General features: G+C 63.5%; 21 protein-coding genes. 11 read left to right on the top strand and 10 right to left on the bottom strand.

Annotation, left to right across the window (positions count from 1 at the left end; all coding sequences use genetic code 11):
* Positions 1–20: 20 nt before the first annotated feature.
* The 3 genes from ggt to LB519_RS03120 form a co-directional block, all read right to left on the bottom strand.
* Positions 21–1,760, bottom strand: a complete 1,740-nt coding sequence (gene ggt / locus LB519_RS03130; RefSeq protein WP_063170036.1) for a gamma-glutamyltransferase — start codon at positions 1,758–1,760, stop codon at positions 21–23.
* A 307-nt stretch (positions 1,761–2,067) separates the two neighbouring features.
* Positions 2,068–3,357, bottom strand: coding sequence for an L-rhamnose catabolism isomerase (rhaI, locus tag LB519_RS03125; protein WP_224618623.1), 1,290 nt, complete (start codon positions 3,355–3,357; stop codon positions 2,068–2,070).
* Between the two features lie 12 nt (positions 3,358–3,369).
* Positions 3,370–5,472 carry a bifunctional rhamnulose-1-phosphate aldolase/short-chain dehydrogenase gene (locus LB519_RS03120; RefSeq protein ID WP_224618622.1) on the bottom strand — a complete coding sequence of 701 codons (2,103 nt, stop codon included), beginning with the start codon at positions 5,470–5,472 and terminating at the stop codon, positions 3,370–3,372.
* Between the two features lie 185 nt (positions 5,473–5,657).
* Between LB519_RS03120 and LB519_RS03115 the strand changes: the two genes are divergently transcribed.
* The 7 genes from LB519_RS03115 (at position 5,658) to LB519_RS03085 (ending at position 12,797) form a co-directional block, all read left to right on the top strand.
* Entirely contained in the window at positions 5,658–6,467 is an 810-nt protein-coding gene (locus tag LB519_RS03115; RefSeq protein ID WP_013533598.1) for a DeoR/GlpR family DNA-binding transcription regulator, read from the top strand.
* 55 nt (positions 6,468–6,522) lie between these two features.
* Entirely contained in the window at positions 6,523–7,518 is a 996-nt protein-coding gene (rhaS, locus tag LB519_RS03110) for a rhamnose ABC transporter substrate-binding protein (RefSeq protein ID WP_013533599.1), read from the top strand.
* 84 nt (positions 7,519–7,602) lie between these two features.
* A complete protein-coding gene (locus tag LB519_RS03105) occupies positions 7,603–9,144 on the top strand; it encodes a sugar ABC transporter ATP-binding protein (RefSeq protein ID WP_224618621.1) in 1,542 nt (513 codons plus the stop codon).
* On the top strand, positions 9,141–10,115 hold the full coding sequence (locus tag LB519_RS03100; protein WP_127368686.1) for an ABC transporter permease: 975 nt from the start codon (positions 9,141–9,143) through the stop codon (positions 10,113–10,115). The genes LB519_RS03105 and LB519_RS03100 overlap by 4 nt, the downstream gene beginning before the upstream one ends.
* Entirely contained in the window at positions 10,112–11,107 is a 996-nt protein-coding gene (locus tag LB519_RS03095) for an ABC transporter permease (RefSeq protein WP_024503129.1), read from the top strand. Before LB519_RS03100 ends, LB519_RS03095 begins: the two co-directional genes overlap by 4 nt.
* Positions 11,107–11,424, top strand: a complete 318-nt coding sequence (gene rhaM, locus LB519_RS03090) for an L-rhamnose mutarotase (RefSeq protein ID WP_024503130.1) — start codon at positions 11,107–11,109, stop codon at positions 11,422–11,424. Before LB519_RS03095 ends, rhaM begins: the two co-directional genes overlap by 1 nt.
* Positions 11,421–12,797 (top strand): FGGY-family carbohydrate kinase, encoded by a 1,377-nt coding sequence (locus tag LB519_RS03085; RefSeq protein ID WP_224618620.1) that lies wholly within the window; start codon positions 11,421–11,423, stop codon positions 12,795–12,797. The genes rhaM and LB519_RS03085 overlap by 4 nt, the downstream gene beginning before the upstream one ends.
* On the opposite strand, the gene LB519_RS03080 is transcribed toward LB519_RS03085, so the two are convergent.
* The 3 genes from LB519_RS03080 to galE form a co-directional block, all read right to left on the bottom strand.
* Entirely contained in the window at positions 12,798–14,624 is a 1,827-nt protein-coding gene (locus tag LB519_RS03080) for an alanine racemase (protein ID WP_224618618.1), read from the bottom strand.
* Between the two features lie 2 nt (positions 14,625–14,626).
* Positions 14,627–15,877 (bottom strand): D-amino acid dehydrogenase, encoded by a 1,251-nt coding sequence (locus LB519_RS03075; RefSeq protein WP_224618616.1) that lies wholly within the window; start codon positions 15,875–15,877, stop codon positions 14,627–14,629.
* Between the two features lie 106 nt (positions 15,878–15,983).
* Positions 15,984–16,979, bottom strand: coding sequence for a UDP-glucose 4-epimerase GalE (gene galE / locus LB519_RS03070; protein ID WP_224618614.1), 996 nt, complete (start codon positions 16,977–16,979; stop codon positions 15,984–15,986).
* Positions 16,980–17,245: 266 nt separating this feature from the next.
* Between galE and hemA the strand changes: the two genes are divergently transcribed.
* Positions 17,246–18,523, top strand: a complete 1,278-nt coding sequence (gene hemA, locus LB519_RS03065; RefSeq protein ID WP_013533608.1) for a 5-aminolevulinate synthase — start codon at positions 17,246–17,248, stop codon at positions 18,521–18,523.
* Positions 18,524–18,595: 72 nt separating this feature from the next.
* Here hemA and LB519_RS03060 read toward each other — a convergent pair whose 3' ends face one another.
* Both LB519_RS03060 and mscL read right to left on the bottom strand, forming a co-directional pair.
* Complete coding sequence (locus tag LB519_RS03060) at positions 18,596–19,762, bottom strand: pyridoxal phosphate-dependent aminotransferase (RefSeq protein ID WP_024503136.1); 1,167 nt, start codon at positions 19,760–19,762, stop codon at positions 18,596–18,598.
* A gap of 113 nt (positions 19,763–19,875) precedes the next feature.
* A complete protein-coding gene (gene mscL / locus LB519_RS03055; RefSeq protein WP_013533610.1) occupies positions 19,876–20,298 on the bottom strand; it encodes a large conductance mechanosensitive channel protein MscL in 423 nt (140 codons plus the stop codon).
* Positions 20,299–20,697: 399 nt separating this feature from the next.
* Here mscL and LB519_RS03050 point away from each other — a divergent pair, with 399 nt between their 5' ends.
* The 3 genes from LB519_RS03050 to LB519_RS03040 all read left to right on the top strand — a co-directional run bounded on the left by LB519_RS03050 (position 20,698) and on the right by LB519_RS03040 (position 24,778).
* Entirely contained in the window at positions 20,698–20,907 is a 210-nt protein-coding gene (locus LB519_RS03050; RefSeq protein ID WP_024503137.1) for a hypothetical protein, read from the top strand.
* 85 nt (positions 20,908–20,992) lie between these two features.
* The gene (locus LB519_RS31390; protein WP_348630338.1) at positions 20,993–21,172 is read left to right on the top strand and encodes a type II toxin-antitoxin system RelE/ParE family toxin; all 180 of its coding nucleotides are present in this window, start codon (positions 20,993–20,995) and stop codon (positions 21,170–21,172) included.
* Between the two features lie 120 nt (positions 21,173–21,292).
* Positions 21,293–24,778, top strand: coding sequence for a PAS domain-containing hybrid sensor histidine kinase/response regulator (locus LB519_RS03040; RefSeq protein WP_024503138.1), 3,486 nt, complete (start codon positions 21,293–21,295; stop codon positions 24,776–24,778).
* Positions 24,779–24,782: 4 nt separating this feature from the next.
* On the opposite strand, the gene LB519_RS03035 is transcribed toward LB519_RS03040, so the two are convergent.
* Together LB519_RS03035 and LB519_RS03030 are read right to left on the bottom strand one after the other, a co-directional pair.
* Positions 24,783–25,442 carry a response regulator transcription factor gene (locus LB519_RS03035; protein ID WP_064995689.1) on the bottom strand — a complete coding sequence of 220 codons (660 nt, stop codon included), beginning with the start codon at positions 25,440–25,442 and terminating at the stop codon, positions 24,783–24,785.
* Positions 25,443–25,562: 120 nt separating this feature from the next.
* The gene (locus LB519_RS03030; RefSeq protein ID WP_013533615.1) at positions 25,563–25,991 is read right to left on the bottom strand and encodes a hypothetical protein; all 429 of its coding nucleotides are present in this window, start codon (positions 25,989–25,991) and stop codon (positions 25,563–25,565) included.
* Positions 25,992–26,078: the final 87 nt, after the last annotated feature.

The following is a 26,078-nucleotide window of genomic DNA, read 5'->3' as shown; positions in this document are numbered from 1 at the left end:
CAAGCTTTTCCTCCGAGCTGTCAGTATCCGAGCGCCTCGCCAGAGGCCGCGCGGCTGTCGATGGCGCCGTTGTAGCGCGCGCCGCCGCCTTTCTCGATTTCCGCCAGGCTCTTGCCGCCGACCAGGATGCCGGCGGCCTGACCCCAGGTCTGGTCGGCGAGATCGAGGTGATATCCCATGCCGGCCAGCAGCTTTTCTGTGTCCGGCGACAGGCCGAACGGCTCGACATACACCTTGTCGGGCAGCCATTGATGGTGGATGCGCGGCGCGTCGATCGCCTCCTGGATGTTCATGCCGTGGTCGATGACATTGACGATCGCTTCCAGCGTGATGGTGATGATGCGGGAGCCGCCGGGGCTGCCGATGACCATGAACGGCTTGCCGTCCTTGGCGACCACGGTCGGGCTCATCGACGACAGCGGCGTCTTCTTCGGCTGGATGGCGTTGGCCTCCCCCTGGACCAGGCCATAGAGGTTGGGCACGCCGGGTTTCTGGGTGAAATCGTCCATTTCGTTGTTGAGCAGGATGCCGGTGCCGTCGGCGACGACGCCGGCTCCAAAGGAACCGTTCAACGTGTAGGTGACCGCGACCGCATTGCCCGCATCGTCGATGATCGAATAATGCGTCGTCTCCTTGCTCTCGCCAAAGCCCTTCGGCATCAAATCCTGCGACACGCCGGCCCGGAACGGGTCGATCTTGTCGCGGATATCCTTGGCATAGGCCTTATCAAGCAATTTCGAGACCGGGTTATCGACGAAATCAGGATCGCCAAGCGCTGAATTGCGGTCGACATAGGCGTAGCGCATCGCCTCGACCATGACGTGGACCGTCTCGGCGGAACCTGCGCCGAGATAGGACAGCGGATAGCCCTCCAGCACGTTGAGGATTTCGCAGATGATGATGCCGCCGGAGCTGGGCGGCGGCGAGGAGGTGATCTCGTAGCCGCGATAGGTACAGGTCACGGGCTTGAGCTCACGCACCGCATATTGCTCGAAATCCGGCTTGGCGAGAATGCCGCCCTTGGCGCCGCTCGCCTTGATGATGGCGTCAGCGATGGCGCCTTTATAGAAGGCATCCGTACCCTTTTCGGAAATGGCGGCGAGCGAGGCGGCGAGGTCGGGCTGGACCAGCCGCTCGCCGATGCCATAGGGCTTGCCGTCGGGTTTCAGGAATATGGCGGCGGCCGCGGGGTCCTTCGCCAGCCTGTCGGCACTGCCGGCAAACGAGGCAGCGTCGCCCTGGTTGAGGATGAACCCGTCCTTGGCGTAGCCGATTGCCGGCGCCATCAGATCCTGGCGGGACAATTTGCCGTATTTTTCACGGGCCATCTCGAAGCCAGCCACAGAGCCCGGTACGCCGACGGCGAGATAGCCGTCGAGGCTGGCGCCCTTCACCGGGTTGCCGTCCTTGTCGAGATACATGGTTTTTGTCGCCGCCAGCGGCGCCCGCTCGCGGAAATCGAGAAAGGTCGATTTGCCGTCCTTGAAGCGGATGGTCATGAAGCCGCCGCCGCCGATATTGCCGGCATTGGGGTAGACGACGGCGAGCGCATAGCCGACGGCAACCGCCGCGTCGACAGCATTGCCGCCCTTCTTCAACACCTCGATGCCGACTTCGGACGCCAGATGCTGGGCCGTCACCACCATGCCGTGCTCGCCCTTGGCCGGCGCCGGCGAGGCGGCGAAGACACTCGTCAACGGCGCCAGGACAAAGGTGATGGAAAGACTGGCGGCGATCAGTGTCCGACGGTTGAGAGGCATGGCGGTTCTCCGGGCGGGGGGATGCCTAGAAGACCGTGTTGGACGGATCGAGTCCACTAACAATTAAGGGAGCACGAGAAAGAGCCCCCTCACCCGGATTGCCATCCGAATTGCGAAGGGCAATTCGGGGCAACCCGACCTCTCCCCGAGGGGAGAGGAGGTGTCAGCGCTGACACCAGTCTCTTCTCCCTGCGGGGGTGAGGCGTGGTCCGCGCAGCGGGCGAAAAGCCAACTGCTTGGCTTTCGAACAACGAACGCCCGGAGGGCGGTGGCCGCAAAGCGGCCGGATGAGGGGGCCGGCTCGGCCTCAGACAATGCCGCCCGAACCGCCAGCGACTGCAGGGCGTTCCGCTGCAACCTTGGCGCGGTAACCCGCCGCTCGATAGGCGGCGACCGGGTCGATGGCGCCGCCGGTCTTCAGCCGCGCCATGGCGAGGATCGGCTCGACATCGGTGCGGTAGGCCGCTTTCAGCGTCTGCGTCGCCATCAGCGCGTCATTGCTATCCTGAAAACCTTCCAACGCCTTGCGGTCGACCAGCAGCGCCTGCGCATAGGCGCGCTGCACCTCGACCGCCGACAGCATCAGGCTTTCGATCGGATCGGTGACGTTGTGGCTCTGGTCGAGCATGTGGGCCGGGTCGAACCCCTCGGCGCCGGAAAGTTCGGCATCGACCAGTTCGTTGAAGACGAGAAACAGCCGGTAAGGATCGATCGAACCGGCGTCGAGATCGTCGTCGCCATATTTCGAATCGTTGAAGTGGAAGCCGCCGAGTTTTTTGAACTGGATCAGCCGCGACACGATCATCTCGATGTTGACGTTTGGCGCATGGTGGCCGAGGTCGACGAGACAGAACGCCTTGTCGCCCAGCTCCTGCGCGATCATGTAGTTGGTGCCCCAGTCCTGCACGACGGTGGAATAGAAGGCCGGCTCGTACATCTTGTGCTCGCTGAACAGCTTCCAGTCGGCGGGCAGTCCGGCGTAGACCTCTTTCATGGCGTCGAGATAGCGCTCGAATGCCTTGGCGAAATTGACCTGGCCGGGAAAGTTCGAACCGTCGCCGATCCACACCGTCAGCGCCTTGGAGCCGAGCGTCTTGCCGATCTCGATGCATTCGAGATTGTGCTCGACCGCTTGCCGGCGCGTGCCGGCGTCGGCATGCGACAGCGAGCCGAATTTGTAGGAGAGCTTCTGGTCCTTGGCGTCGGAAAAGGTGTTGGAGTTCATGGCGTCGAAGCCGAGGCCAAAGCGCGAGGCCGCTTGCTTCAGCCGGTTCGGATCGGCCTTGTCCCACGGAATGTGCAGGGAAACGGTCGGCGTCGCCTGCGTCAATTGCTGGATGACGGCGCAATCCTCGATCTTGTCGAAAATATCGCGTGGCTCGCCGGCACCGGGAAAGCGGGCAAAGCGCGTGCCGCCGGTGCCGACGCCCCAGGACGGGATCGCCACCGCGAATTTCTCGACCTTGTCTCTGATAGCGTCGATGGCGATGCCGCGACGGTCGAGCCGCTCGCCGAGCGAGGCGTAGTCGCGCTCGAGGTTTGCCTTGCGCGCGGCGTTGTCCTTGTCGACGAGGTCGGCGGAGATGATGTGTTCCATCGTCCCCTCCGCTCAGCGCGTGAACGACTGGGCGTTGCCCGCGTCGACATTGATGATGTTGCCGGTCGACTTGGCCGACATGTCGGACGCCAGGAAATAGATCGCCTCTGCGATGTCTTCCGGGAAGACCGAGCGCTTCAGCATCGAACGCGAGCGATAGTGCTCCTCCAGATCGTCGGTCGACATCTTGTAGGCGGCGGCGCGCTGTTCCTTCCACTCGCCGGTCCAGATCTTCGAGCCGCGCAGCACCGCGTCCGGGTTGACGACATTGACCCTGATCTGCGCCTCCGCGCCCTCCAGCGCCAGGCAGCGGGCGAGATGGATCTCGGCAGCCTTGGCGGTGCAATAGGCGGCGGCGTTCGGCGATGCGGCAAGGCCGTTCTTGGAGGCGACGAAGACGACGTTGCCGCCAATCTTCTGCGCGCGGAACAGCCGGAACGCTTCCCGCGAGACCAGGAAATAACCGGTCGACAGGATGTCCATGTTCTTGTTCCACAGCGCCAGCGTCGTCTCCTCGATCGGCGCCGAGGAGGCCAGCCCTGCATTCGATACCAGAATGTCGATGCCGCCGAACTCGACCGCTGTCTCGGCAAAGCCCGAAATGACCTGCTCCTCCGAGGTGACATTGATCAGCACCGGCCGCACGAAGTCCCTGCCGTAGACTTTCGCCAGTTCGTCATTGGCGCTGGCCAGCGCTGTCTCGTCGATGTCGGCCAGCACCACGCAGGCGCCTTCGCGCAGCAGGCGGTTGGCCGTGGCGCGGCCGATGCCGCCGGCGCCACCCGTGACCAGGGCGATCTGGCCGGCAAGCGACTTCGGCTTCGGCATACGCTGCAGCTTCAGGTCTTCGAGCAGCCAGTACTCGATGTCGAAGGCTTCCTGTGCAGGCAGGCCGACATAGGACGACACGGTGGAGGCGCCGCGCATGACGTTGATGGCGTTGACATAGAATTCGCCCGAGATGCGCGCCGTCGCCTTGTCGCCGGCGAAGGTGAACATGCCGACGCCGGGCATCAGGTAGACGACGGCATTGGGATCGCGGATGGCGGGCGAGTCCGGATGCTTGCAGCTGTCGTAATAGGCCTGGTAGCCAACGCGATATTCGGCGATGTCGTCGGCAAGACGCGCGATGACGGCATCGACATCGGGCTTTGCCGGATCGAATTCGATGACCAGCGGGCGGATCTTGGTGCGCAGGAAATGGTCGGGGCATGAGGTGCCGAGTGCCGCCAGCGGTCGCAGATCCCTGGAGTTGACGAATTCGAGCACAGCAGTGGAATCGTCGAAATGGCCTGTTTTGTGGCTCCTTTCCGAGATCAGGCCGCGAATCCTCGGCATCAGTTTGGCCGCGATGGCACGGCGCTCAGTGGCGTCGAGCGACTTGGCCGCTTCACCGCCGAAGATAGCGACACCCTCGGAGCGGCGCTCGAACCATTCGATCGCCTGGTTGATCACCGAGATCGTCGTCTCGTAGCATTCCCTGGGGGTGTCGCCCCAGGTGAACAGGCCGTGGCTTTCCAGGATGACGCCCTTGGCAGCCGGATGTTCGAGGCAGAATTTCTCCAGCCACAGGCCAAGTTCGAAGCCAGGGCGCTTCCACGGCAGCCAGCCGATGGCGTCGCCGAAGATTTCTTTCGTCAGCGCCTTCGAATCCTTTGCCGCGGCAATGGCGATGATGGCATCGGGATGCATGTGGTCGACAAAAGGCTTCGGCACGTAGGCATGCAACGGCGTGTCGATCGAGGCCGCGCGCGGATTGAGGTTGAAGGTGCAGTGCGGCAGGAAGCCGACCATCTCGTCTTCGTGCTCGACGCCGCGATAGAGGCCTTTGAGCGCGCGCAGCTTGTCCATGTAGAGCGTGGCAAAGCCGTCCAGCTTGATCGAGGCGCTGTCGCCGCCCGATCCCTTGACCCACAGCACTTCGACATCCTCGCCGGTGAGCGGGTCTTTCTGCCAGATCTTCGACGACGTGTTGCCGCCGCCATAGTTGGTGACCCGCTTGTCGGAACCAAGTGTGTTCGAACGGTAGACCAGAAGTTCCGGCCCGCTCATGGCGTGAGCCTTGGCCTCGTCCCACAGATTGGCGAGGCGCGCGCCGGTGCGCTTGTCGAGCATAAGAAATCCTCCCGAAGGCACGCAAAAGGCGCGGCCATTTGGCCCCGAATTTCCACGGAAGCGGTTGGCTTGTCAATCACAAACGATCAATATCGATCATATTGCACTGCACAATGAAATTATATGATCGGAAATGATTGACACTGCGCGTTTTGGGTGCCTAGATGCCCGGGCAGGGAGGAACCATGCACGAAAAAGAGCGCCACAGGATCATTCTGTCCGCCGTCCAGGAAAAGCCTGTGGTGACGGTGCAGGAGATGGTCGACCTGACGGAGTCCTCCGAGGCGACGATCCGGCGCGATATCGCGGCTCTCCACGTCCAGAAGCGCCTGCGCCGCGTGCGCGGCGGCGCCGAGGCAATCTCGCCGCCGCAGTTCATCGGGCTGGCCGGCCGGCCCTTTTCCGTCAACGAAACCATCAACGCCTCGCAGAAGCGGGCGATTGCGCGTGAAGCGGTCGAGCTGTGCAACGACGGCGAACCGATCATCATCAATGGCGGCACCACCACCTTCCAGATGGTGCATTTCCTGACCGGCCGCCGCATGCCGATCTTCACCAATTCGTTCCCCATCGCCGAGCACCTGCTCAAGCACTCCAAGAATACGGTGATGCTGTCGGGCGGCACCATTTATCGCGAGCAGAACATCATCCTGTCGCCCTTCGACAACGACGTGACGCGCAATTTCTATGCGCGCCGCATGTTCATGGGTGCGCAGGGTCTGGGGCCGCTCGGCCTGATGGAGGGCGATCCGCTCTTGATCCAGGCGGAGCAGAAACTGATCGACCAGGCCGACGAGTTGGTGGTGCTGGTCGATTCCTCGAAATTCCGCAAACGCTCCAGCCTCATCCTGTGCGGCCTGTCGCGCATCGCCACCGTCATCACCGATGATGGCATCGAGGATCGTGAAGCCAAGATGCTGGAGACCGCCGGCGTGACGCTGATCGTCGCCCGCACATCCGCAACCAACAAGGAAGAATCTTCACTGCAGGCCTGAGGCCAACTCGCGCTCGCAGCGGCGATGGAATGCAACGCTCAAGGGAGGAAATTCGATGAGCTTCTTGAAGAAATTGATGGTGACGGCTGCATTCTCAGCCGCCATGTTCGTGAATGCCGCCTACGCCGAAAACGTCAAGATCGCGCTGGTGGTGAAGTCGCTCGGCAACGGCTTCTTCGATGCCGCCAACAAGGGCGCCGAAGAGGCGGCCAAGGAACTCGGCGATGTCGACATCATCTACACCGGCCCGACCAAGGCGACCGCCGAAGCGCAGATCGAAGTGGTCAATTCGCTGATCGCGCAGAAGGTCAACGCCATCGCCATTTCGGCCAATGACGCCGACGCTCTGGTGCCGGTGCTGAAGAAGGCCATGGAACGCGGCATCACTGTCATCTCGTGGGATTCGGGCGTCGCCAAGGAAGGTCGCCAGCTTCACCTCAACCCGTCCGACACCGGCCTGATCGGCGAGACCATCATCAAGCTCGCCGCCGACCACCTGCCGGAAGGCGGCGAGGTCGCCATCCTGTCGGCCTCCTCGACCGCGACCAACCAGAACGCCTGGATCGACGCGGCCAAGAAGATCCTGCCGGAGAAGTTCCCCAAGATCAAACTCGTCGCCACCGTCTACGGCGATGACGATTCGGCCAAGAGCACCGACGAAGCCAAGGGCCTGTTGAAGTCCTATCCGAACCTGAAGGCGATCATCGCGCCGACCACCGTCGGCGTCGTTGCCGCCGCCCAGGTCGTCACCGACGAGAACCTGATCGGCAAGGTCAATGTCACCGGTCTCGCACTGCCGTCCGAGTTCAAGAAGTTCATCGACAACGGTTCCAGCCAGGCGGTTGCCCTGTGGAACCCGATCGACCTCGGCTACTCGGCCGTCTACCTCGCCCATGATCTGGCGGTGAAGAAGGAAGAGGCCAAGCCCGGCGCCACGCTGTCGATCGGCCGCGTCGGCAAGGTCACACTCGACGACACCAACTCGGCTGCAATGGCTCCGCCCTTCCAGTTCGACAAGTCGAACATCGAAAAGTTCTCCAAGATCTATTGATCTGGAGTTCTCTAGAGCTGACGCGGCGGGGCTCACGTCCCGCCGCGGCTTTAAACGAACCTTGTTTCAGGGCTTGATACGACTATGGACACGACAGCCCAACACGGCGCGGTGAAGGAGCGGCCTCCGGCCCCGGCTCCACGCTTGACGCTGTCCGGCATCTCCAAGAGCTTTCCCGGCGTGCGCGCGTTGCACAATGTCAGCCTGTCGCTCTATCCGGGCCAGGTGACAGCGCTGATCGGCGAGAACGGCGCCGGCAAGTCGACGCTGGTCAAGATCATGACCGGCATCTACCAGCCCGACGGGGGCACGATCAGCATAGACGGCCAGGCCGTCACCCTGCCCAGCGCGCATGCCGCCTTCGGCCATGGCGTCACCGCCATCCACCAGGAAACCGTGCTGTTCGACGATCTGAGCGTGGCCGAAAACATCTTTCTCGGCCACGCGCCACGCACGCGTTTCGGCACCATCGACTGGCGCACGATGCGCAAGAATGCGCGCGAAGTGCTGGACACCATGCATGCCGGCCATATCGACGCCGACGCGCGGCTGAAGGACCTTGGCATCGCCAACAAGCATCTGGTCGCGGTTGCGCGTGCCATGTCGATCGACGCGCAGATCGTCATCATGGACGAGCCGACCGCCGCGCTTTCCATGAAGGAGATCGAGGAGCTCTTTTTGCTGATCGAATTCCTCAAGAGCGATGGCAAGGCGATCCTGTTCATCAGCCACAAGTTCGACGAGATCTACCGTATCGCCGACCGCTACACGGTGTTCCGCGATGGCGAGATGGTCGGCGAAGGCCTGATCAAGGATGCCGGCCAGAGCCAGATCGTGCGCCTGATGGTCGGCCGCGCGGTCGATCACATCTTCCCGCAGCGCAAGGCCGAGATCGGCGCACCGGTGCTCTCCGTTTCCGGCCTGTCGCATCCGACCGAATTCAACGATATCGGCTTCGAACTGCACAAGGGCGAGATCCTCGGCTTTTACGGCCTTGTCGGCGCCGGCCGCAGCGAGGTGATGCAGGCGATATCGGGCATCACCCGCACCTCAGCCGGCACGATCACGCTGGAAGGCAAGACGATCGCGCCGAAATCGGCTGCGGATTCGATCGATGCCGGCATCGTCTACGTACCGGAAGAACGCGGCAAGCAAGGCGTGGTGATCGGCCTGCCGATCTTCCAGAACGTCTCGCTGCCTTCGCTCAAGCGCACGTCGAAGTCCGGCCTGCTGCGGCTGTCGGAGGAGTTCGATCTGGCCCGCTCCTACACCGAGCGACTCGACCTCAGGGCCTCTTCGCTCAGCCAGGATGTCGGCACACTGTCGGGCGGCAACCAGCAGAAGATCGTCATCGCCAAATGGCTGGCGACGTCGCCCAAGGTGATCATCCTGGACGAGCCGACCAAGGGCATCGACATCGGCTCGAAGGCCGCCGTGCACGGCTTCATGGCCGAGTTGGTGGCGCAAGGCCTGTCGGTGATCATGGTGTCGTCCGAGCTGCCCGAAATCCTCGGCATGTCCGACCGTGTCGTGGTCATGCGCGAGGGGCTTGTCGCGGCGGTCTACGACAACAAGGAGCTGGACGCCGAGACGCTGGTTCGGACGGCAGCAGGGATCGCGGCATGAAGGCTTTCCTCAAATACCGCGAAATCTGGCTGGCTGCTGCCATCATCGTCTTGATCGGGCTGATCTCGACGCGTTTTCCGGCCTTCGCCGATCCGGCCAATCTGCGTCAGGTGTTCAACGACACCTCGATCCTGATGATCCTGGCGCTCGGCCAGATGGTGGTCATCCTGACCCGGTCGATCGATCTGTCGATGGCGTCCAACCTCTGCTTCACCGGCATGGTGGTGGCGATGCTGAACGCCGCGCATCCGGCGATCCCGATCCCGTTGCTGATCGTCATCGCACTACTGGTCGGCCTGGTGCTCGGCGCCATCAACGGCCTTTTGGTCTGGCGGCTGAACATCCCCTCGATCGTAGTGACTTTGGGCACGCTGACCATCTATCGCGGCGCCACCTTCGTCCTGTCCGGCGGTGCCTGGGTCAATGCCGACAAGATGAGCCCGGAGTTCATCGGCTTCCAGCGCGCGGCCTTCCTCGGCATTCCGGTGCTGTCGTGGATCGCCATCCTGGTCATTGCGCTGTTCTTCGTTGTGATGACACGCACCGCGCTCGGCCGCTCGATCTACGCGATCGGCGTCAACCCGACGGCGTCGGTCTATGCCGGCATCGATGTCGGCCGGACGAAATTCATCGTCTTCTGCATCTCCGGCATGATTGGCGGCCTGTCGGGCTATCTCTGGATCTCGCGCTACGTGATCGCCTCGGTCGAGGTCGCCAATGGCTATGAGCTCAACATCATCGCCGCCTGCGTCATCGGCGGCATCTCGATCGCCGGCGGCATCGGCTCGGTCGGCGGCGCGGTGCTCGGCGCACTGTTCCTCGGCATCATCTCCAACGCCCTGCCGGTCATCAACATCTCACCCTTCTGGCAGATGGCGATTTCGGGCAGCGCAATCATTCTGGCCGTCGTGCTCAATGCGCGCGGCGAGCGCCAGCAAGGCCGCATCATCCTCAGAAAGGTGGAGGCGTGACCGACATCCCTGCCCCGCGCCACATTCCCGACCGGCTCGACAAGCCGCTGCGTTCGGCGATCTTTTCCTGGGAAGCGCTGCTGGTCGTGGTGGCCGTCGCCATCTTCGCCATCAACAGCTTCGCCTCGCCCTATTTCCTCGATCCGTACTCGCTGTCCGATCTGACCTTCAATTTCACCGAGAAGGGCCTGATCGCCTTCGCCATGGCGCTGCTGATCATCTCGGGCGAGATCGATCTGTCGGTGGCCGCCATCATTGCGCTGGCGTCGACCATGATGGGCATGGCGGTGCAGGCCGGCGCCGGCACGCCAGTGCTGGTGGCAATCGGCATCGTTGTCGGGCTCGGCTGCGGCGCCTTCAACGGTCTGCTGGTGACAAGGCTCGGCCTGCCCTCGATCGTCGTCACCATCGGCACGATGAGCCTGTTTCGCGGCATCGCCTTCATCATCCTCGGCGACCAGGCCTACAAAGGCTATCCCTCAAGCTTCGCCTTCTTCGGCCAGGGCTATGTCTGGTGGGTGGTGTCGTTCGAGCTGGTGCTGTTCCTGATCGCGGCTGTCGTCTACTGGTTCCTCTTGCACCGCACGAGTTTCGGCCGACGCGTCTTCGCCATCGGCAACAATCCGGTCGCTGCGCAATTTTCCGGCGTGCGCGTCGGCCGCACCAAGTTCATCCTGTTTTGCCTGACCGGGCTGATGTCGGGCATCGCCTCAGTGCTGATCACCTCGCGCCTCGGTTCGACGCGGCCCTCGATCGCACAGGGTTATGAACTCGAAGTCATCACCATGGTGGTGCTCGGCGGCGTCAGTATCCTCGGTGGCGCCGGCAGCATTCTGGGCGTCGTGCTCGCCGCCTTCATCATGGGGCTGGTGACCTTCGGGCTCGGCCTGCTCAACGTGCCGGGCATCGTCATGTCGATCTTCATCGGCCTGCTGCTGATCATCGTCATCGCCTTGCCGATCGTCTGGCGGCGGCTGCGCGGAGGGCGTTGATGGCCGAGAAATACGCGTTCAAGATGAAGCTGAAGCCCGGCATGAAGGCAGAGTACAAGAAGCGTCATGACGAGATCTGGCCGTCGCTGGTCGCGCTGCTGAAGCAGGCCGGCGTCTCCGATTATTCCATCCATCTCGACGAGGAGACCAATATCCTGTTCGGTGTACTGTGGCGGCAAGACGACCACCGCATGGACGAATTGCCCGGACATTCGGTGATGCAGCGCTGGTGGGCCCACATGGCCGACATCATGGAGACCAGGCCGGACAACGAGCCGGTGGCCGTGAAGCTGGAAACAATGTTCCACATGGCATGAGTGCGATGCGCCACATCGCCGTCATCGACATCGGCAAGACCAACGCCAAGGTGGCGCTGGTCGACCTCGCCACGTTGAGCGAGGTGGCGCTGCGCCGCATGGCGAATGCGCCGGTGCGGCAGGCGCCTTACCCACATCACGATGTCGAGGCACTGTGGGCATTCATCCTCGAAAGCCTTGCCGGCCTCAACCGCGAACAGCGTATCGACGCCATTTCGATCACCACCCATGGCGCGACCGGCGTGCTGGTCGACGCGGCGGGTGAACTGGTGCTGCCGGTGCTCGACTATGAGTTCGACGGCCCCGACGGGATGGCCGAGGATTACGACGCGATCCGCCCGCCTTTTGCCGAGACCGGCACGCCGCGCCTGCCGCTCGGCCTCAATCTCGGTGCTCAATTCTTCTGGCAGCAGAAGAGCTTTCCGGCGGAATTCGCCAGGGCCGCGGCGCTGCTGATGTACCCGCAATACTGGGCCTTGCGCCTGACCGGCATCGCCGCCAACGAGGTCACTTCGCTCGGCTGCCACACCGATCTGTGGAACCCGTGGACGGCGGATTTTTCATCCCTGGTCGACAGGCTGGAGTGGCGGAGCCTGATGGCGCCGGTGCGGCCGGCCAGCGATCGCCTCGGCCCGATCCTGCCCACCGTTGCTGTGCGAACCGGACTGGATCCGCACACGCCGGTGTTCTGCGGCCTGCATGATTCCAACGCCTCGCTGCTGCCGCATCTTCTCTCCGACAAGCCGCCTTTCTCCGTCGTCTCGACCGGCACCTGGGTGGTATCGATGGCGGTCGGCGGCAAACAGATTGCGCTGGATGCCGCGCGCGACACGCTGGTCAATGTCAACGCGCTCGGTGATCCCGTTCCCTCGGCGCGCTTCATGGGCGGCCGCGAGTTTTCGGTGCTGACAAAGGATCAGCCGGAGCCGTGGACCGAGGATGATGTCGGCGCCGTGCTGGCGCGAAAGATGCTGCTGCTGCCGTCGACCCAGCAAGGTTCGGGGCCGTTCCCGCACCATGCCGCGGCATGGCTCAACGCCGACGGCATCAACAAAGGCCAGCGCTTTGCCGCCATCTCATTCTATCTGGCTCTGATGACGGCGACCTGCCTCGACTTGATCGGTGCCGACGGGCCGACCACGGTCGAAGGCCCCTTTGCCCGCAACCGGCTCTTTGTCGGCATGCTGGCGGCAGCCACGGCGCGCGCCGTGGTTGCGTCGGAGGCCGCCACCGGCACCAGCATCGGCGCGGCGCTGCTGGCATCCGATCAACTGATGGCACAGGGCAAGGGCGAAAGAATAGAACGGCCTATAGACCCAGCCTGGGTCGACTATGTCAGCGCATGGCGGGCGGCAGTGGAAGTGCAGGGCTGATCAGAGAATCCGTTTGCCGAAGGCAGACATGACGAAGTTGACCGCGTCGGTGCCGATCCGCGGCTCCAGATCCGCCGTCAGGCCCGAAACATCCATCGACAGCAAGCCGCCGGAGAGCGCGATCGCCTCCATCGCCTGATGTGTTTCGCGCACGGTCAGCCCACCGGAGCCCGCAGCCCAGCCGGCGAATTCGGTCGCGGTCGGCGAATAGCTGACATGAAAGCCTTGCGTGCCTGATGTGGCGATACGGATCGCTTCATGCATCAGGTCGCGCATGCCCATGGCGTCGATGTCGGTCATGGTGAAGGCGGAGACGCGCGAATCCTTCAGCACCCGCGCCTCGGCCGGATCGGCGTGGCGCAAGCCGATGATGACGACATTCTCCGGCGACAGCTGCGGCTGCAGCGCGCCCGCCTTGTGGTCGAGGCCGAGGGTGCGCGCCAGGACCGAACCTTCCGGCAGGTCGATGCCGTCCTCGTCCTCGGGCATCAGGGCGGCGATGGAATCGATCCAGATCAGGCCGAAGGAATGCGTGGCTCGCGCCGTCGCGGTCAGCGCCTTGTGCGCGACGCGACGATCGGCGCCGGCGGTCAGCCGGACCAGTCCCGATGGCGGCCGCTCGATATCGGCCAATTCGACGACGTCGAAATTCATCGCCTCCAGCCGCGCGCCGGTGCCTTCCCGGGCCAGGATGCCGGCGGCTCCAGGTTCGGCCGTGATCTGCACCATCTTGCGGCCGGAAAAATCCTCGACGTCGTGCATCGGGGCCTTCTCGACATATTCCGAGGTCATTGCCAAAAGCATGGCGCCATAGCTCATGCGGAAGGCGACGCGGTCGCCGACGGCCAGCGGCGGGTCGGCATCGGCGACATCCAAAAGCAGATGGTCGCTGGAGGCGCCCAGCACCCGGATCCCCCTGGCGATCGGCGTCAGCCCCTCGACCAGCACGTCCTCGCGGCCGATATTGGCGATGGCGCGCAGCCTGTCGCCCTCGTCGGGGAAGACCGGCTGGTTGCCGAAGGCGTCGTAGCCCGATTGGCCGATCGGCCGTGACGGCTTGAGCTTGACCTCGATAATGTCGCTGGTCAGCCGGCAGGCATCGGGCTCGAGCTCGGCCCATGGCACATCGCGGAAGGTTTCGACGCCACCTTGCAGGATCGCCTCGCCGACGCGCAGATTGTTGATGCCGGCCGGAAGCCTGCCTTCGAGCAGCAGCGGCAGCGACGACGAGGCGCCGCCGGAAATCACGTCGAGGCTTTTGCCGGACAGGCGCTCGGTCTTGTAGGCATGGGCGACGAGCTGCCCAAGGTTTTCCGGCGTCGGCATGATGGCGCCGAAGCAGCCGAGATTGGTGCCGATGCCGGCGATGCGCACGCCCTTGAACTGCAGGATCTGCTCAACCGTGGGGATCAGGTCGTTCGGCCAGATGCCTTCGCGGAGATCGCCGAGATCGATCATCAGCATGATGTCGTGGACGCGGCCCATGCGCTCGGCGATGCGCGAAATTTCGCGGATGGTGGCGAGTTCCGATTGCAGGCTGATGTCGACGGTGCGCACCACCTCCTCGACCCGCGCCATCGGCGGGCTGCGCAGCAGCATGATCGGTGCGTTGATGCCGCTGTCGCGCAGCCGGCGGATGTTCTCGAAACGCGATTCGGCGATGCCGGCGACGCCGCCGCGCAGCATGGCGCGTGCCACTTGCGGCATGCCGCAAGTGCCCTTGGTGACGCCGAACACTTTTATGCCCGACAGCGCGCAGCGCTCGACGATGGTGCGCGCGTTGCGCTCGATGCGGCCAAGGTCGATGGCGACTTGCGGTCCCGACATCACTAGCCCCCGTAGACCAGCCCCTGCGGGTCGATCTCCGGCCTGCGGCCGGAAACGAGGTCGGCAAGGAATTTCCCCGAGCCGCAGGCCATGGTCCAGCCGACGTGGCCGTGGCCGGTGTCGAGATAGAGATTCTTGTAGCGCGCCTGGCCGATGACCGGCACCGAGTTCGGCATCATCGGGCGCAGACCCGCCCAGAACACAGCCTTCTTCTCGTCGAAGGCACCCGGGAAAAGATCCTTGCCGGTGCTGATGATCGTCTTGAAATCGGCGGGCTTGAAAGTGCGGTCGAAGCCGGTGAATTCGGCCGTCGAGGACATCCGCAAGCGGTTGCCCAGCCTGGAATAGCCGATCAGCCGGTCCTCGTCGGCGCCGCCCATGGTCGGTCCCTTGCTTTCGTCCTCCAGGGGAATCGTCGCGGTATAGCCTTTTACCGGATAGACAGGCAGGTCGATGCCGTAACGGCGCCCGAGCAGGCCGCTTTCCGGCCCCATCGAGATGACAACCGCATCGCCGGCGACCGGGCCGGCCGAAGTCATCACCGCGCGCACCCGGTCGCCCTCGATGTCGAGGCCTTCGACTGTCGTGCCGAACAGGAATTTGACGCCGAGCTTCTCGGCCGCATAGGCGGCCAGCCTGTCGACAAACTGCTTGGAATCTCCGGTCTGGTCGGTTGGCGAATAGACGCCGCCGGCAATCTTGTCCTTGACGCCGGCAAGGCCCGGTTCCAGCTCGACCAGCCGGTCGCGGCCGACGATTTCGATCGGCAGGCCGTGCTTGGCAAGATAACGGTAATTGTCGGTGCCGGTGTCGAGGCTCTTTTGCGAGCGGAAGAAATAGAGAATGCCCTTCTTGCGCTCGTCGTAATGGATGCCGGTCGCTTCCGAAAGCGCATTGATGCAGTCGCGCGAATAGAGCGCGAGCCTGAGCTTGATGTCGGTGTTGGCGCGCAGGCGCGCCACCGTGCACTGGCGCAGGAAACGCAGGCTCCAGGCGAGGAAATAGGGATCAAGGCGCAGCCTGACCTTGATGCCGAGATCATGGTTGTAGAGCCCGCGCAGGAAAGTCTTCAAAGCCGCCGGCGAGGCCCAGGCGGTGGCGTCACCCGGTGACACCAGGCCGGCATTGGACTGGCTGGTGCCTTGTGCCGCCGCCGGATGGCGCTCGATAACCGTCACCTCATGGCCGTCGCTGGCCAGATAATAGGCGGCCGCCGTACCGACGACACCGGCCCCGAGCACCGTTATTTTCATGCCATTCCCCCAAAATCTCCTCGCGGCGCCGCGCCTCCGCGCCTTGCCGCGAACGCCTTCAATAGCGCTTCGCTGCCCGCCTTGCGAGCCCTTGGGAGAACCCGGCTCAGCCGCGCGCGGAGTTCTTGCCGGTCAGGATGCGCTCCCAGGCGAGCGCGTCGGCAACGATCTGGTCGAGATCGTCGCGTTGCGGGGTCCAGCCGAGCTCGGCGCGGGCGAGATCCGAATTGGCGACAACCGCCGCGGCGTCGCCAGGGCGGCGATCACCCATCTTCACCTCGAAATCATGGCCAAAGGCGCGGCGCACGCTGTCGATGACCTCGAGCACCGAATAGCCATGGCTGTAGCCGCAATTGGCGACGAGGCTCTGTCCCCCGGCGCGCAGCCGCTGCAAAGCCAGGCGATGCGCCGCCGCCAGGTCGCTGACATGGATGTAGTCGCGCATGCAGGTGCCGTCCGGCGTCGGATAATCGGTGCCGAACACCTGCATGAACGACCGCTTGCCGAGTGCCGTCTCGCATGCGACCTTGATCAGATGGGTTGCGCCCGGTGTCGACTGGCCGGTGCGGCCCTTCGGGTCGGCGCCGGCGACGTTGAAGTAGCGCAGCGCGGTATAGCGCAGGCCATGCGCGATCGACGCGTCGCGCAGCATCCACTCACTCATCAGCTTGGACAGGCCATAGGGCGATTCCGGCGCCAGGCGGGCGTCCTCGCGCACCGGCTCCAGCCCGGCGCCGCCATAGACGGCGGCGGTCGAGGAAAAGATGAAGTTGGGCACGCCTTCGCGCACCGCGGTTTCGATCAGCGTGCGCGTCTTCGAGGTGTTGTTCTCATAATAGCTGAGCGGGTCGGCGACCGATTCCGGAACCACGATCGAGCCGGCGAAATGAATGATCGCGTCGACCTTGTTCTCCCTGATGACCGCGCCGACCAATTCCTTGTCGGCGACATCGCCGACGACCAGCTTGGCCTCCGGCGCCACCGCCCATTCGAAACCGGTGGAAAGACGGTCGAGAACGACCACGCTTTCGCCGGCATCCAGCAGCTCCCAGACCATATGGCTGCCGATGTAACCGGCGCCGCCTGTCACCAAAACTGTCATCCGCGTCCTCGCTTATCCAAGATTTATCGGAAACTGTCTCAACCCCGCTCTACTGGAAAGCCCGCCGCATGGCCATTGGACCCCTGGTAACCGGCATTGCCGGCCAGTGGCATTGTCCTGAAACAAAGTTCATCCACATCAAGGGAATAGGCCACGATCCGCGGTCGTTAGGAACAGGTCCGGGGCGTGGCATTTTGACCAAAAAGGCCAGGTGGACGACCAACAGGCCAATGATTATGATCCCGCGCAAAAATTGGGAAGTCGACATGAACTATCAGCGGTTCTTCGAGGAAGCGATCGACCAGCTCCATGCCGAGCGTCGCTACCGCGTTTTCGCCGACCTCGAGCGGATCGCGGGCAAGTTCCCGCGCGCCATCTGGCGTTCCAATGGCCGCGCCGAGGAAATCACCGTCTGGTGCTCCAACGACTATCTCGGCATGGGCCAGCATCCCGACGTCATCGCCGCGTTCCAGAATACCGCTGGCAAGATGGGTTCGGGCGCCGGCGGCACCCGCAACATTTCCGGCACCTCGAACCCGCTGGTAGAGCTCGAGGTGGAGCTTGCCGACCTGCACGACAAGGAAGCGGCACTGGTCTTCACCTCCGGTTTCGTCTCCAACGAAGCCTCGATCTCGACCATCGCGAAGCTTTTGCCCAACTGCCTGATCATCTCGGACGAATTGAACCACGCCTCGATGATCGAAGGCGTGCGGCGTTCCGGCGCCGAAAAGAAGATCTTCCGCCACAATGACGTGGCGCATCTGGAAAGCCTTTTGCAGGCGGCGGGGCGCGAACGCGCCAAGCTGATCGTCTTCGAAAGCGTCTATTCGATGGATGGGGACATCGCGCCGATCAAAGAGATCGTCGAACTCGCCGAGCGCTACAACGCCATGACCTATATCGACGAGGTCCATGCCGTCGGTATGTACGGGCCGCGCGGCGGCGGCATCACCGAGCGCGAAGGCCTGGCCGACCGCATCGACATCATCGAAGGCACGCTGGCCAAGGCATTCGGCACGCTGGGCGGCTACATCACCGGCACCAGCGCTGTGATCGACGCCGTGCGCTCCTATGCGCCGGGCTTCATCTTCACCACGGCACTGCCGCCGGCGATCGCTGCCGCCGCGACCGCGTCGATCCGCCATCTCAAGCGCTCGCAGGCCGAGCGTGACGCCCAGCAGCAGCAGGCGAGCCGAACCAAACACATCCTGTCGGCCGCCGGCCTGCCGGTGATGGATTCGCCGACGCACATCGTGCCGCTGCTGGTCGGCGATCCCGAGGCCTGCAAGATGGCCAGCGACCGCCTGCTCGGCGTGCACGGCATCTACATCCAGCCGATCAACTACCCGACCGTGCCGCGCGGGACCGAGCGGCTGCGCATCACGCCGACGCCGTTCCATTCCGATGCGCTGATCGCCGAATTGCAGGATGCGCTGGTCGAGACCTGGGATGCGCTCGGCATCCCCTATGGTTCGGCAGGTCGGCCTTCGGTGGCCAAGAGCGACCGCATCATTCCATTGCTGGTGCCCAAGTCAGGCGGCTGATGCCGTTTGGAACTCTACTCCGGCGGCCATCTGGCTCGCCGGAGCGATTTCAATTCGGGCTTCGTCAGCGGCTCAGGCGTTCTTCATCCACTTCGCCAGCCGGTGTGCCGCTTCCTCGATCTGGTCGAGACGGCGGTGGAAGCACAGCCGCAAAAACGCCTCGCCGCCGGGGCCGAAAGCGGTGCCTGGCGCCAGGCCGACATTGGCCTTGTCAACGATGTCGAAGGCAGCAGTGCGTGAATCGGTGATGCCATCGACTGTGAAAAACAGATAGAACGCGCCCTGCGGCACCGTAAACCCAGCGCGGCCGGTGGCGCCGAGGATGCCGCAGACAAGGTCGCGCGCCTTGCGCGCCCGCTCCACCTGTTCGGCGACGAAGGCGTCGCCCTCGTCAAGGGCGGCGACCGCACCGCGCTGCATGAACTGGGCGACGCCGGAGCTCGAATACTGGATCAGGTTCTCGAACACCTGCTGCAAGCTCGGATGCGTCTTGATCCAGCCGACGCGCCAGCCGGTCATCGCCCAATTCTTGGAAAAGGAGTTGACGTACAGGATACGGTCTTCCGCCGACGCTATGTCCAGGAAGGACGGCGCGCGGCCGTGGCCGTAGTGAAACAGTGAATAGATCTCGTCGGCGATGATCCAGAGGTTCTTCGCGCGCGCCAGAGCGAGGATCGCCTGCAAGGTCTCGTGATCGGCGGTCCAGCCGGTCGGATTCGACGGCGTGTTGATGAACAGCGCCTTTGTGCGCGGCGTGATCGAAGCGGCGATCTTCTCGACGTCGCAGGACCAGCCATTGCCGGAATGATCGAGCGTGACCGCGACTGGAACGGCTCCCGCTATCCCTGCTGCGGCATCGAAATTCGGCCAGGCCGGCGACAGGTAGACCACCTCGTCGCCGGCGCCGGCGAGCGCGTCGAGCGCCAGCTGGATGGCATGCATGCCGGAGCCGGTGACGATGAATTCTTCCTCCGGAAAATTCTTGCCGAAATGCCTGGCATAGTAGCGGGAGAGTGCCTGCCTGAGATCGGGGATGCCCCGTTGCCAGGTGTAGAATGTCTCGCCGCCGGCCAGCGCCTTCGACGCGGCATCGGTGATGAAGGCTGGCGTCGGCAGGTCGCCCTCGCCGGCCCAGAGCGGAATCATGCCTTCGCGCAGGCGGCCGTAGTTGACGACGGCGACAATGCCACTTTCGGGTGCCGCACGGGCCTCGGTGCGCAAGCTGTCGATCAGGGTCATGGGCGGATCCGTTTTTGGTCTGCGGTTTTCGTCAGCGGTCCTTACCAGATGCGAAAACAGAAAACCCCGGCCGCCAACGACCGGGGTTTTGGTCCAGCAAATGCTGCCCGTGGTCAGCGCCTGGCGAGCAGATCGCGAATTTCGGTGAGCAGCGCGACGTCGGCGGGCGGCGGAGCGGCCGGTGCAGCGGGCTTCTCGCGCTCAAGCCGCTTGCGCATGTTGTTCACCGCCTTGACCATCAGGAAAATGATGAAAGCGAGGATGAGGAAGTTCAACGCGACAGTGATGAAGCTGCCGTAGGCAAAGACCGCGCCTTGCTTCTTGGCGTCGGCCAGCGAGGTGGCGTTGACGGCCGAGGAGAGGCCAAGGAAATAATTGTTGAAGTCCAAGCCGCCGAAAATCGCGCCGACGATCGGCATGATGATATCGTTAACAAGGGAATCGACGATCTTGCCGAAGGCCGCGCCGATGATGACGCCGACCGCAAGGTCCATCACATTGCCCTTGGAAATAAATTCCTGGAATTCTTTCAGCATTCGACCCTCCTTGTCGTGACTGGCCGAGCTGCCGTTTCCGTCCTTGCGGCATCGACCTGAGGCAACATAACAAAAACCTCCTGACGCAACATGGGTAAAAGGGAGAAAACAACCGCTTTCTCCTTACCTTACGGCACTTTGGGCGGCAGCTCTGCCGAATTTGACGCGTTGCGTACAAGGGCGTGAAATTTCATATCCCCGCGATGCAAATCGACACAGATGCCGCCGAATCACTGCAAAACGACCACGCTGGACCAGATTGCCGCCGAGCACGGCATGGGCCCCTGGTTGTTGACGCGAGCGATCAATCGCTCTTTGCAAGGTTTCCCGCATTGACGGCACGGCAAAGCCAGCATTGAATTTCTGGAAATTATAGGCGTTTTCGCCTATAATGTTCTCATGAACATGCTCGAAACCATCAGCATTGATGTTTATCCGTGGGCGGCTCCAACAAAGGAGCAGCGCGCTTGGTTTGACGCGCTTTCGCCCGACGAGAAGCGGAAAGCGATTCAGGCGGCGATCAACGAAGGTTTTGAGAGCCCGGTCAGCGAAAAGTCGATCGACGACATTATTCGGGAAGCGCGTGCCGAACTCCCGCATGCGCCATAGGATAACGCATCGCGCCGAACGCGATCTGAAAGACATTTACCGACACACCTTCGAAAACTTCGGCCACACTCAGGCCGAAAAGTAACTGCGCGAACTCGACGCGGTGTTTGAGTTGCTCGGCGACTATCCGAGTATGGGCCGGCTCTATGAAGGCAGGACCCGTCAGTTCGTCCACGGCAAGCACATCATCCTCTATCGCATGGGTTTGGAGGAGGTCGTCATTGGCCGTATTTTCCACGGCGCTCAGCGGCGATCTTCACCATAACGACACCGACGCGCCGCCCTGATAGCCGTCCTGCACAGCTCTGCAATGGACTCGGACGCCAAGCTGTGGTTGCGTCCGGGCAAGCCGGATAGAAAGACGGCAGAGGAGGAAAGTCCAAGCGTGCAGGGCTTGTTCATCGTCATCATCGCGGTCGCCTATGTGACGCTGCTGTTTGCCATCGCCAGCCTCGGCGACCGCCGCTCGGCCATCTCCGAGCCGAGCCGGGGGCGGCCTTTCATCTATGCGCTCAGCCTCGCGATCTACTGCACATCCTGGACTTTCTTCGGCTCGGTCGGTCTCTCTTCCGAACGCGGCCTCGAATTCCTCGGCATCTATACGGGCCCGGTGCTCGTCTTCGTCTTCGGCTTCCCGCTGCTCAACCGTATCGTGCGGCTGGCCAAGACCGAGAAGATCACCTCGATCGCGGATTTCCTCGGCGCACGCTACGGCAAGAGTTTCACCGTCGCGGCGATCGCCACGCTGATCGCCACCATCGGCGCGGTGCCCTATATCGCGCTGCAGTTGAAGGCGATATCCGGTTCGGTCAGCCTGATGGTCGAGCACTATACGGGATCGCCGCCTTCGTTCGATCCCTTCGTCAGCGACATCTCGCTGGTCGTCGCCATGCTGTTGGCGCTGTTCGCGGTGCTGTTTGGAACCCGTCACGCCGACGCCACCGAACACCAGGACGGGCTGGTGCTGGCGGTGGCGGTCGAAACCGTCGTCAAGCTCGCCGCCTTCCTGGCGATCGGCCTGATGGTCACCTTCCTGATCTTCGGCGGCCCAGGCGACATGTTCGACAAGCTCGCCGAGAACGCGCAGGTCCGGCAGGCGATGAGCTACAACACCTCGCTCGCCACCTGGCTGGTGCTGACGTGCCTCAGCGGCTTTGCCATCATCATGCTGCCGCGGCAGTTCTACGTCACCATCGTCGAAAACCGCGGCGAGGCCGAACTGCGCACCGCGACATGGGTGTTCCCGCTCTACCTCGTGGCGATCAACCTGTTCGTGCTGCCGATCGCCTTCGCCGGCCTGTCGCTGGTCGGCACCGGAACCAGCAGCGATCTCTATGTGCTGTCGCTGCCCCTGTTCAGCGGCCATGATGTGCTGGCGATGGCGGCTTTCATCGGCGGCCTGTCGGCGGCGACGGCGATGGTGATCGTCGAAAGCGTGGCGCTGTCGATCATGATCTCCAACGATCTCGTCATTCCGCTGTTCGTGCGCCGCCTGCTCAAGACCTCGACCTCCGAGACCGAGGATTGGTCGACGCTGATCCTCAATGTGCGGCGCGGGGCGATCTTCATCCTGTTGTTCATCGCCTTCCTCTACTACCGCGAGAGCACCAACAGCGCGCGCCTGTCGTCGATCGGCCTGATGTCGTTCGCGGCCATCGCCCAGTTCGCCCCCGCCCTGATCGGCGGGCTGATCTGGCGCGGCGCCAACGGCCGGGGTGCGGCACTCGGCATGGTCGCCGGCATCCTCGTATGGGGCTACACACTGCTCCTGCCGTCGCTTGCCGCGGCCGATACCGGCATCATCGTGCACGGGCTGTTCGGCTTCGAGGCGCTGCGGCCGCAGGCCCTGTTCGGCACCGTCGCCGAACCGCTGAACCACGGCGTGTTATGGAGCCTGTCGATCAATGCGGTGTTTTTCGTGCTCGGCTCGCTGTCGCGCGCGTCGGTGCCGCTGGAACGCATCCAGGCGTCGATCTTCGTGCCGCGCGATGCCGGCCCGATGCCCAGCCTGCGCCGTTTCCGCACCGCCATCACCGTCAACGACCTGAAGGACACGATCGGGCGCTATCTCGGCGTCGAGCGCACCGAGCGCTCTTTCCAGTCGTTCGAAAAGACCAACGGAACCTCGCTGCACGGCAACGAACAGGCGAGCATGGACGTCATCCGCTTTTCCGAGCAGCTGCTGGCCAGCGCCGTCGGCTCCTCCTCGGCACGGCTGATCCTGTCGCTGCTGTTTCGGCGCCACGACCGCGAATCCCGAGATGCCTTCCGCTTGCTCGACGACGCCACCGAGGCGCTGCAGCACAACCGCGACCTCTTGCAGATCGCGCTCGACCAGATGGAACAGGGCATCACCGTCTTCGATCGCGATTTCCGCCTGATCTGCTGGAACCGCCAGTACCGGGCGCTGTTCGACCTGCCCGACGAGATGGGCCAGGTCGGCGTCTCGCTCGACCGCATCCTGCGCCATCTCGCCGAGCGCGGCGACATCCCTGCCGATCAGCGTGTGGCCATGCTCAACCGGCTGACCAGCTTCGTCAGCCCATGGCAGATGGAGCTGAAAACCTCGGGCCGCATCCTGGAACTGCGTTCCAACCCGATGCCGGACGGCGGCATCGTCGCCACCTATGCCGACATTTCCGGTCGCGTCGAGCAGGACCTGGCACTGAAGCGTGCCAATGAATCGCTGGAGCAGCGCGTCAAGACGCGCACCATCGAGCTGACCCGGGTCAATGAGGAACTGGCGCAGGCACAGATGCTGGCCGAGGAGGCCAATCTCGGCAAGACGCGCTTCCTCGCCGCCGCCGGCCACGACATCCTGCAGCCGCTGAACGCCGCCCGGCTCTATTGCTCCTCGCTGATCGAGAAGGCCGGCAAGGGGCCTGCCGGCAAGGCGGCCGTGAACATCGAATCCTCGCTGGAATCCGTCGAGACCATTCTCGGCGCCGTGCTCGACATCTCCCGCCTCGATGCCGGCGCGATGAAGCCGGATGACACCGCCTTCAACCTCGACGGATTGCTGCGCCAGATCGGCAACGACTTCCGGCCGCTCGCGGCCGAAAAGAAGCTCGAGCTGACCATCATGCCGTCATCGTTGACGGTGACGACGGACCGCAATTTGCTGCGCCGCCTGATCCAGAATCTCGTCTCCAACGCCATCAAATACACGCGCCACGGCCGCGTCCTGGTTGGCGTCAGGCGGCGCGGCGAATTGGCCGAGATCCAGGTGATCGACACCGGCATCGGCATCGCCGGCGACAAGCTGAACACCGTCTTTCGCGAGTTCACCCGGCTCGACGAGGGCGCGCGCGAGGCCGAGGGCCTCGGTCTCGGCCTCTCCATCGTCGACCGCATCGCTCGGGTGTTGCGCCTGGAGATCCGCATCTTTTCCAGTCCGGGCAAGGGCACGCGATTCTCCGTTATCCTGCCCGTCGCGGCCGTGCAGGCACGACGCGAGATCGAAGCCAGGGCTCCCGCCCGCGCGACGGCCTCGCTGGCCGGTCTGCACGTGCTGTGCATCGACAACGACGCCCGCATCCTCGAAGGCATGCGGCTCCTGCTCGAAGGCTGGGGTTGCAACGTCGACACCGCGTCCGGTTCAAAGGATCTGGAGACCGCGAAGATACATCGCCCGGACATCGTCCTTGCCGACTACCATCTCGACGGCGAAACCGGCCTCGAACTCGTCGTCAGGCTGCGTGCGATCCATGGCGACACCCTGCCGGCCGTGCTGGTCACCGCCGACCGCTCCAACGAGGTGCGCACGGCCGCCGGCGGGCTCGAGATTGCGGTGATCAACAAACCGCTCAAACCAGCGGTACTGCGCTCGATGATGGCCAGGGTCAGGCCGCTGGCGCCGGCGGCGGAATAGGGGTCTAACCCGCCGGCTGCAGCGGGTCGCTGCCGATCTTGGACAGCAGGATCACCGCCTGGGTGCGGCTGTCGACGCCGAGCTTCTGCAGGATGGCGGAGACATGCGCCTTGATGGTGGCCTCGGAGACGCCGAGTTCATAGGCGATCTGCTTGTTGAGCAGGCCCTCGGCCAGCATGCCGAGCACCCGGGTCTGCTGCGGCGTCAACGCCTGCAGCCGCTTGATCAGGTCGGATATTTCAGGGTCGCGCTCGGTGCCGAGATCGACTCCGACGGGTGCTGCAATATCGCCGGCAAGCACCGATTGCACGGCGCTGCGGATCTCTTCCATGCTGGCCGATTTGGAGATGAAGCCGGAAGCGCCGAGGTCGAGCGCCCGCCTGATGGTCGCCGGATCGTCATGCGCCGACACCACGACCAGCGGCACCGCCGGATGAATGCCACGCAGCGAGATCAGGCCGGAGAGGCCGCTGGCGCCCGGCATCGACAGGTCGAGCAGCACCAGATCGACGTCCTCGTTGGCCACGACCAGCGCCTTGGCGCTCTCGAAATCGCCGGCTTCATGGATGGCGGCGACATTGCCGATGCCGGCGAGCGCTTCGCGCAGCGCACCGCGAAACAGCGGGTGATCGTCGGCGATGACGAAAGAATAGCCTGCCGGCAAATGTCCCTCCCCGAATCCCCGATGATTTTTGGCTTTTCGGGTTCAACTGGACGATTATGAGCGGCTGCGCGCTGTTTTCAAGCGGCAAAGCCAGTGCGCCGCCTCCCGTGGTTGAAACGCTCAGGTCTTCTGCGAATTGGGCTGGGCGCCGTTGTCCTTGTCCATATCCCTGACGATGCCCATGAAGCCGCGCAGGAAGCGCTCCATGTAGCCCATCGTCTTGTTGAAATCCTCTTCGCTCGGCAGTTTCGATTCGAGGCGGGCGGAGAGCGAATTCTCGAGCTTGGTGACGCGCTCGTCCATCGCCTTCATCGAGGTCTGCAAGCGGTCGACCTCGTCCTGGAAAGCGGCGCGTTCGTCGGCCGCCATCTTGCAGACGAGCTGGCCGGAGCGTTCGTCGCAGATCGACATGGCGCCGGTCTGGGTGTCCATGCGGATATAGCCGGTGGCCGACTTTTCCAGCCGGTAGCGGTCGGTTTCTTCCGAATAAGCTGAAGCCGCGACCAGCGAAACGAGCGCGGCGGGGATCAAGATGTGCTGCAGACGCATGTTGTCCTCCATGGCAAAGGCCTCAGATATCGCATGTTTGCGCCGGAAATGGGGAAGACCCTTGGCGTGGCCTTTCCCGAATGGCTG

Source organism: Mesorhizobium sp. AD1-1 (assembly GCF_020164655.1).
Lineage (GTDB): Bacteria > Pseudomonadota > Alphaproteobacteria > Rhizobiales > Rhizobiaceae > Mesorhizobium > Mesorhizobium ciceri.
The sequence above is the reverse complement of the archived record's forward strand: the minus strand, read 5'-3'. Positions and strand labels throughout refer to the sequence as shown.

Bases quoted from the DNA above. Each gene is read 5' to 3' on its own strand.
- ggt (WP_063170036.1), bottom strand. From the start codon at position 1,760: ATGCCTCTCAACCGTCGGACACTGATCGCCGCCAGTCTTTCCATCACC.
- rhaI (WP_224618623.1), bottom strand. From the start codon at position 3,357: ATGGAACACATCATCTCCGCCGACCTCGTCGACAAGGACAACGCCGCG.
- LB519_RS03120 (WP_224618622.1), bottom strand. From the start codon at position 5,472: ATGCTCGACAAGCGCACCGGCGCGCGCCTCGCCAATCTGTGGGACGAG.
- LB519_RS03115 (WP_013533598.1), top strand. From the start codon at position 5,658: ATGCACGAAAAAGAGCGCCACAGGATCATTCTGTCCGCCGTCCAGGAA.
- rhaS (WP_013533599.1), top strand. From the start codon at position 6,523: ATGAGCTTCTTGAAGAAATTGATGGTGACGGCTGCATTCTCAGCCGCC.
- LB519_RS03105 (WP_224618621.1), top strand. From the start codon at position 7,603: ATGGACACGACAGCCCAACACGGCGCGGTGAAGGAGCGGCCTCCGGCC.
- LB519_RS03100 (WP_127368686.1), top strand. From the start codon at position 9,141: ATGAAGGCTTTCCTCAAATACCGCGAAATCTGGCTGGCTGCTGCCATC.
- rhaM (WP_024503130.1), top strand. From the start codon at position 11,107: ATGGCCGAGAAATACGCGTTCAAGATGAAGCTGAAGCCCGGCATGAAG.
- LB519_RS03085 (WP_224618620.1), top strand. From the start codon at position 11,421: ATGAGTGCGATGCGCCACATCGCCGTCATCGACATCGGCAAGACCAAC.
- LB519_RS03080 (WP_224618618.1), bottom strand. From the start codon at position 14,624: ATGTCGGGACCGCAAGTCGCCATCGACCTTGGCCGCATCGAGCGCAAC.
- LB519_RS03075 (WP_224618616.1), bottom strand. From the start codon at position 15,877: ATGAAAATAACGGTGCTCGGGGCCGGTGTCGTCGGTACGGCGGCCGCC.
- galE (WP_224618614.1), bottom strand. From the start codon at position 16,979: ATGACAGTTTTGGTGACAGGCGGCGCCGGTTACATCGGCAGCCATATG.
- hemA (WP_013533608.1), top strand. From the start codon at position 17,246: ATGAACTATCAGCGGTTCTTCGAGGAAGCGATCGACCAGCTCCATGCC.
- LB519_RS03060 (WP_024503136.1), bottom strand. From the start codon at position 19,762: ATGACCCTGATCGACAGCTTGCGCACCGAGGCCCGTGCGGCACCCGAA.
- mscL (WP_013533610.1), bottom strand. From the start codon at position 20,298: ATGCTGAAAGAATTCCAGGAATTTATTTCCAAGGGCAATGTGATGGAC.
- LB519_RS03050 (WP_024503137.1), top strand. From the start codon at position 20,698: ATGAACATGCTCGAAACCATCAGCATTGATGTTTATCCGTGGGCGGCT.
- LB519_RS03030 (WP_013533615.1), bottom strand. From the start codon at position 25,991: ATGCGTCTGCAGCACATCTTGATCCCCGCCGCGCTCGTTTCGCTGGTC.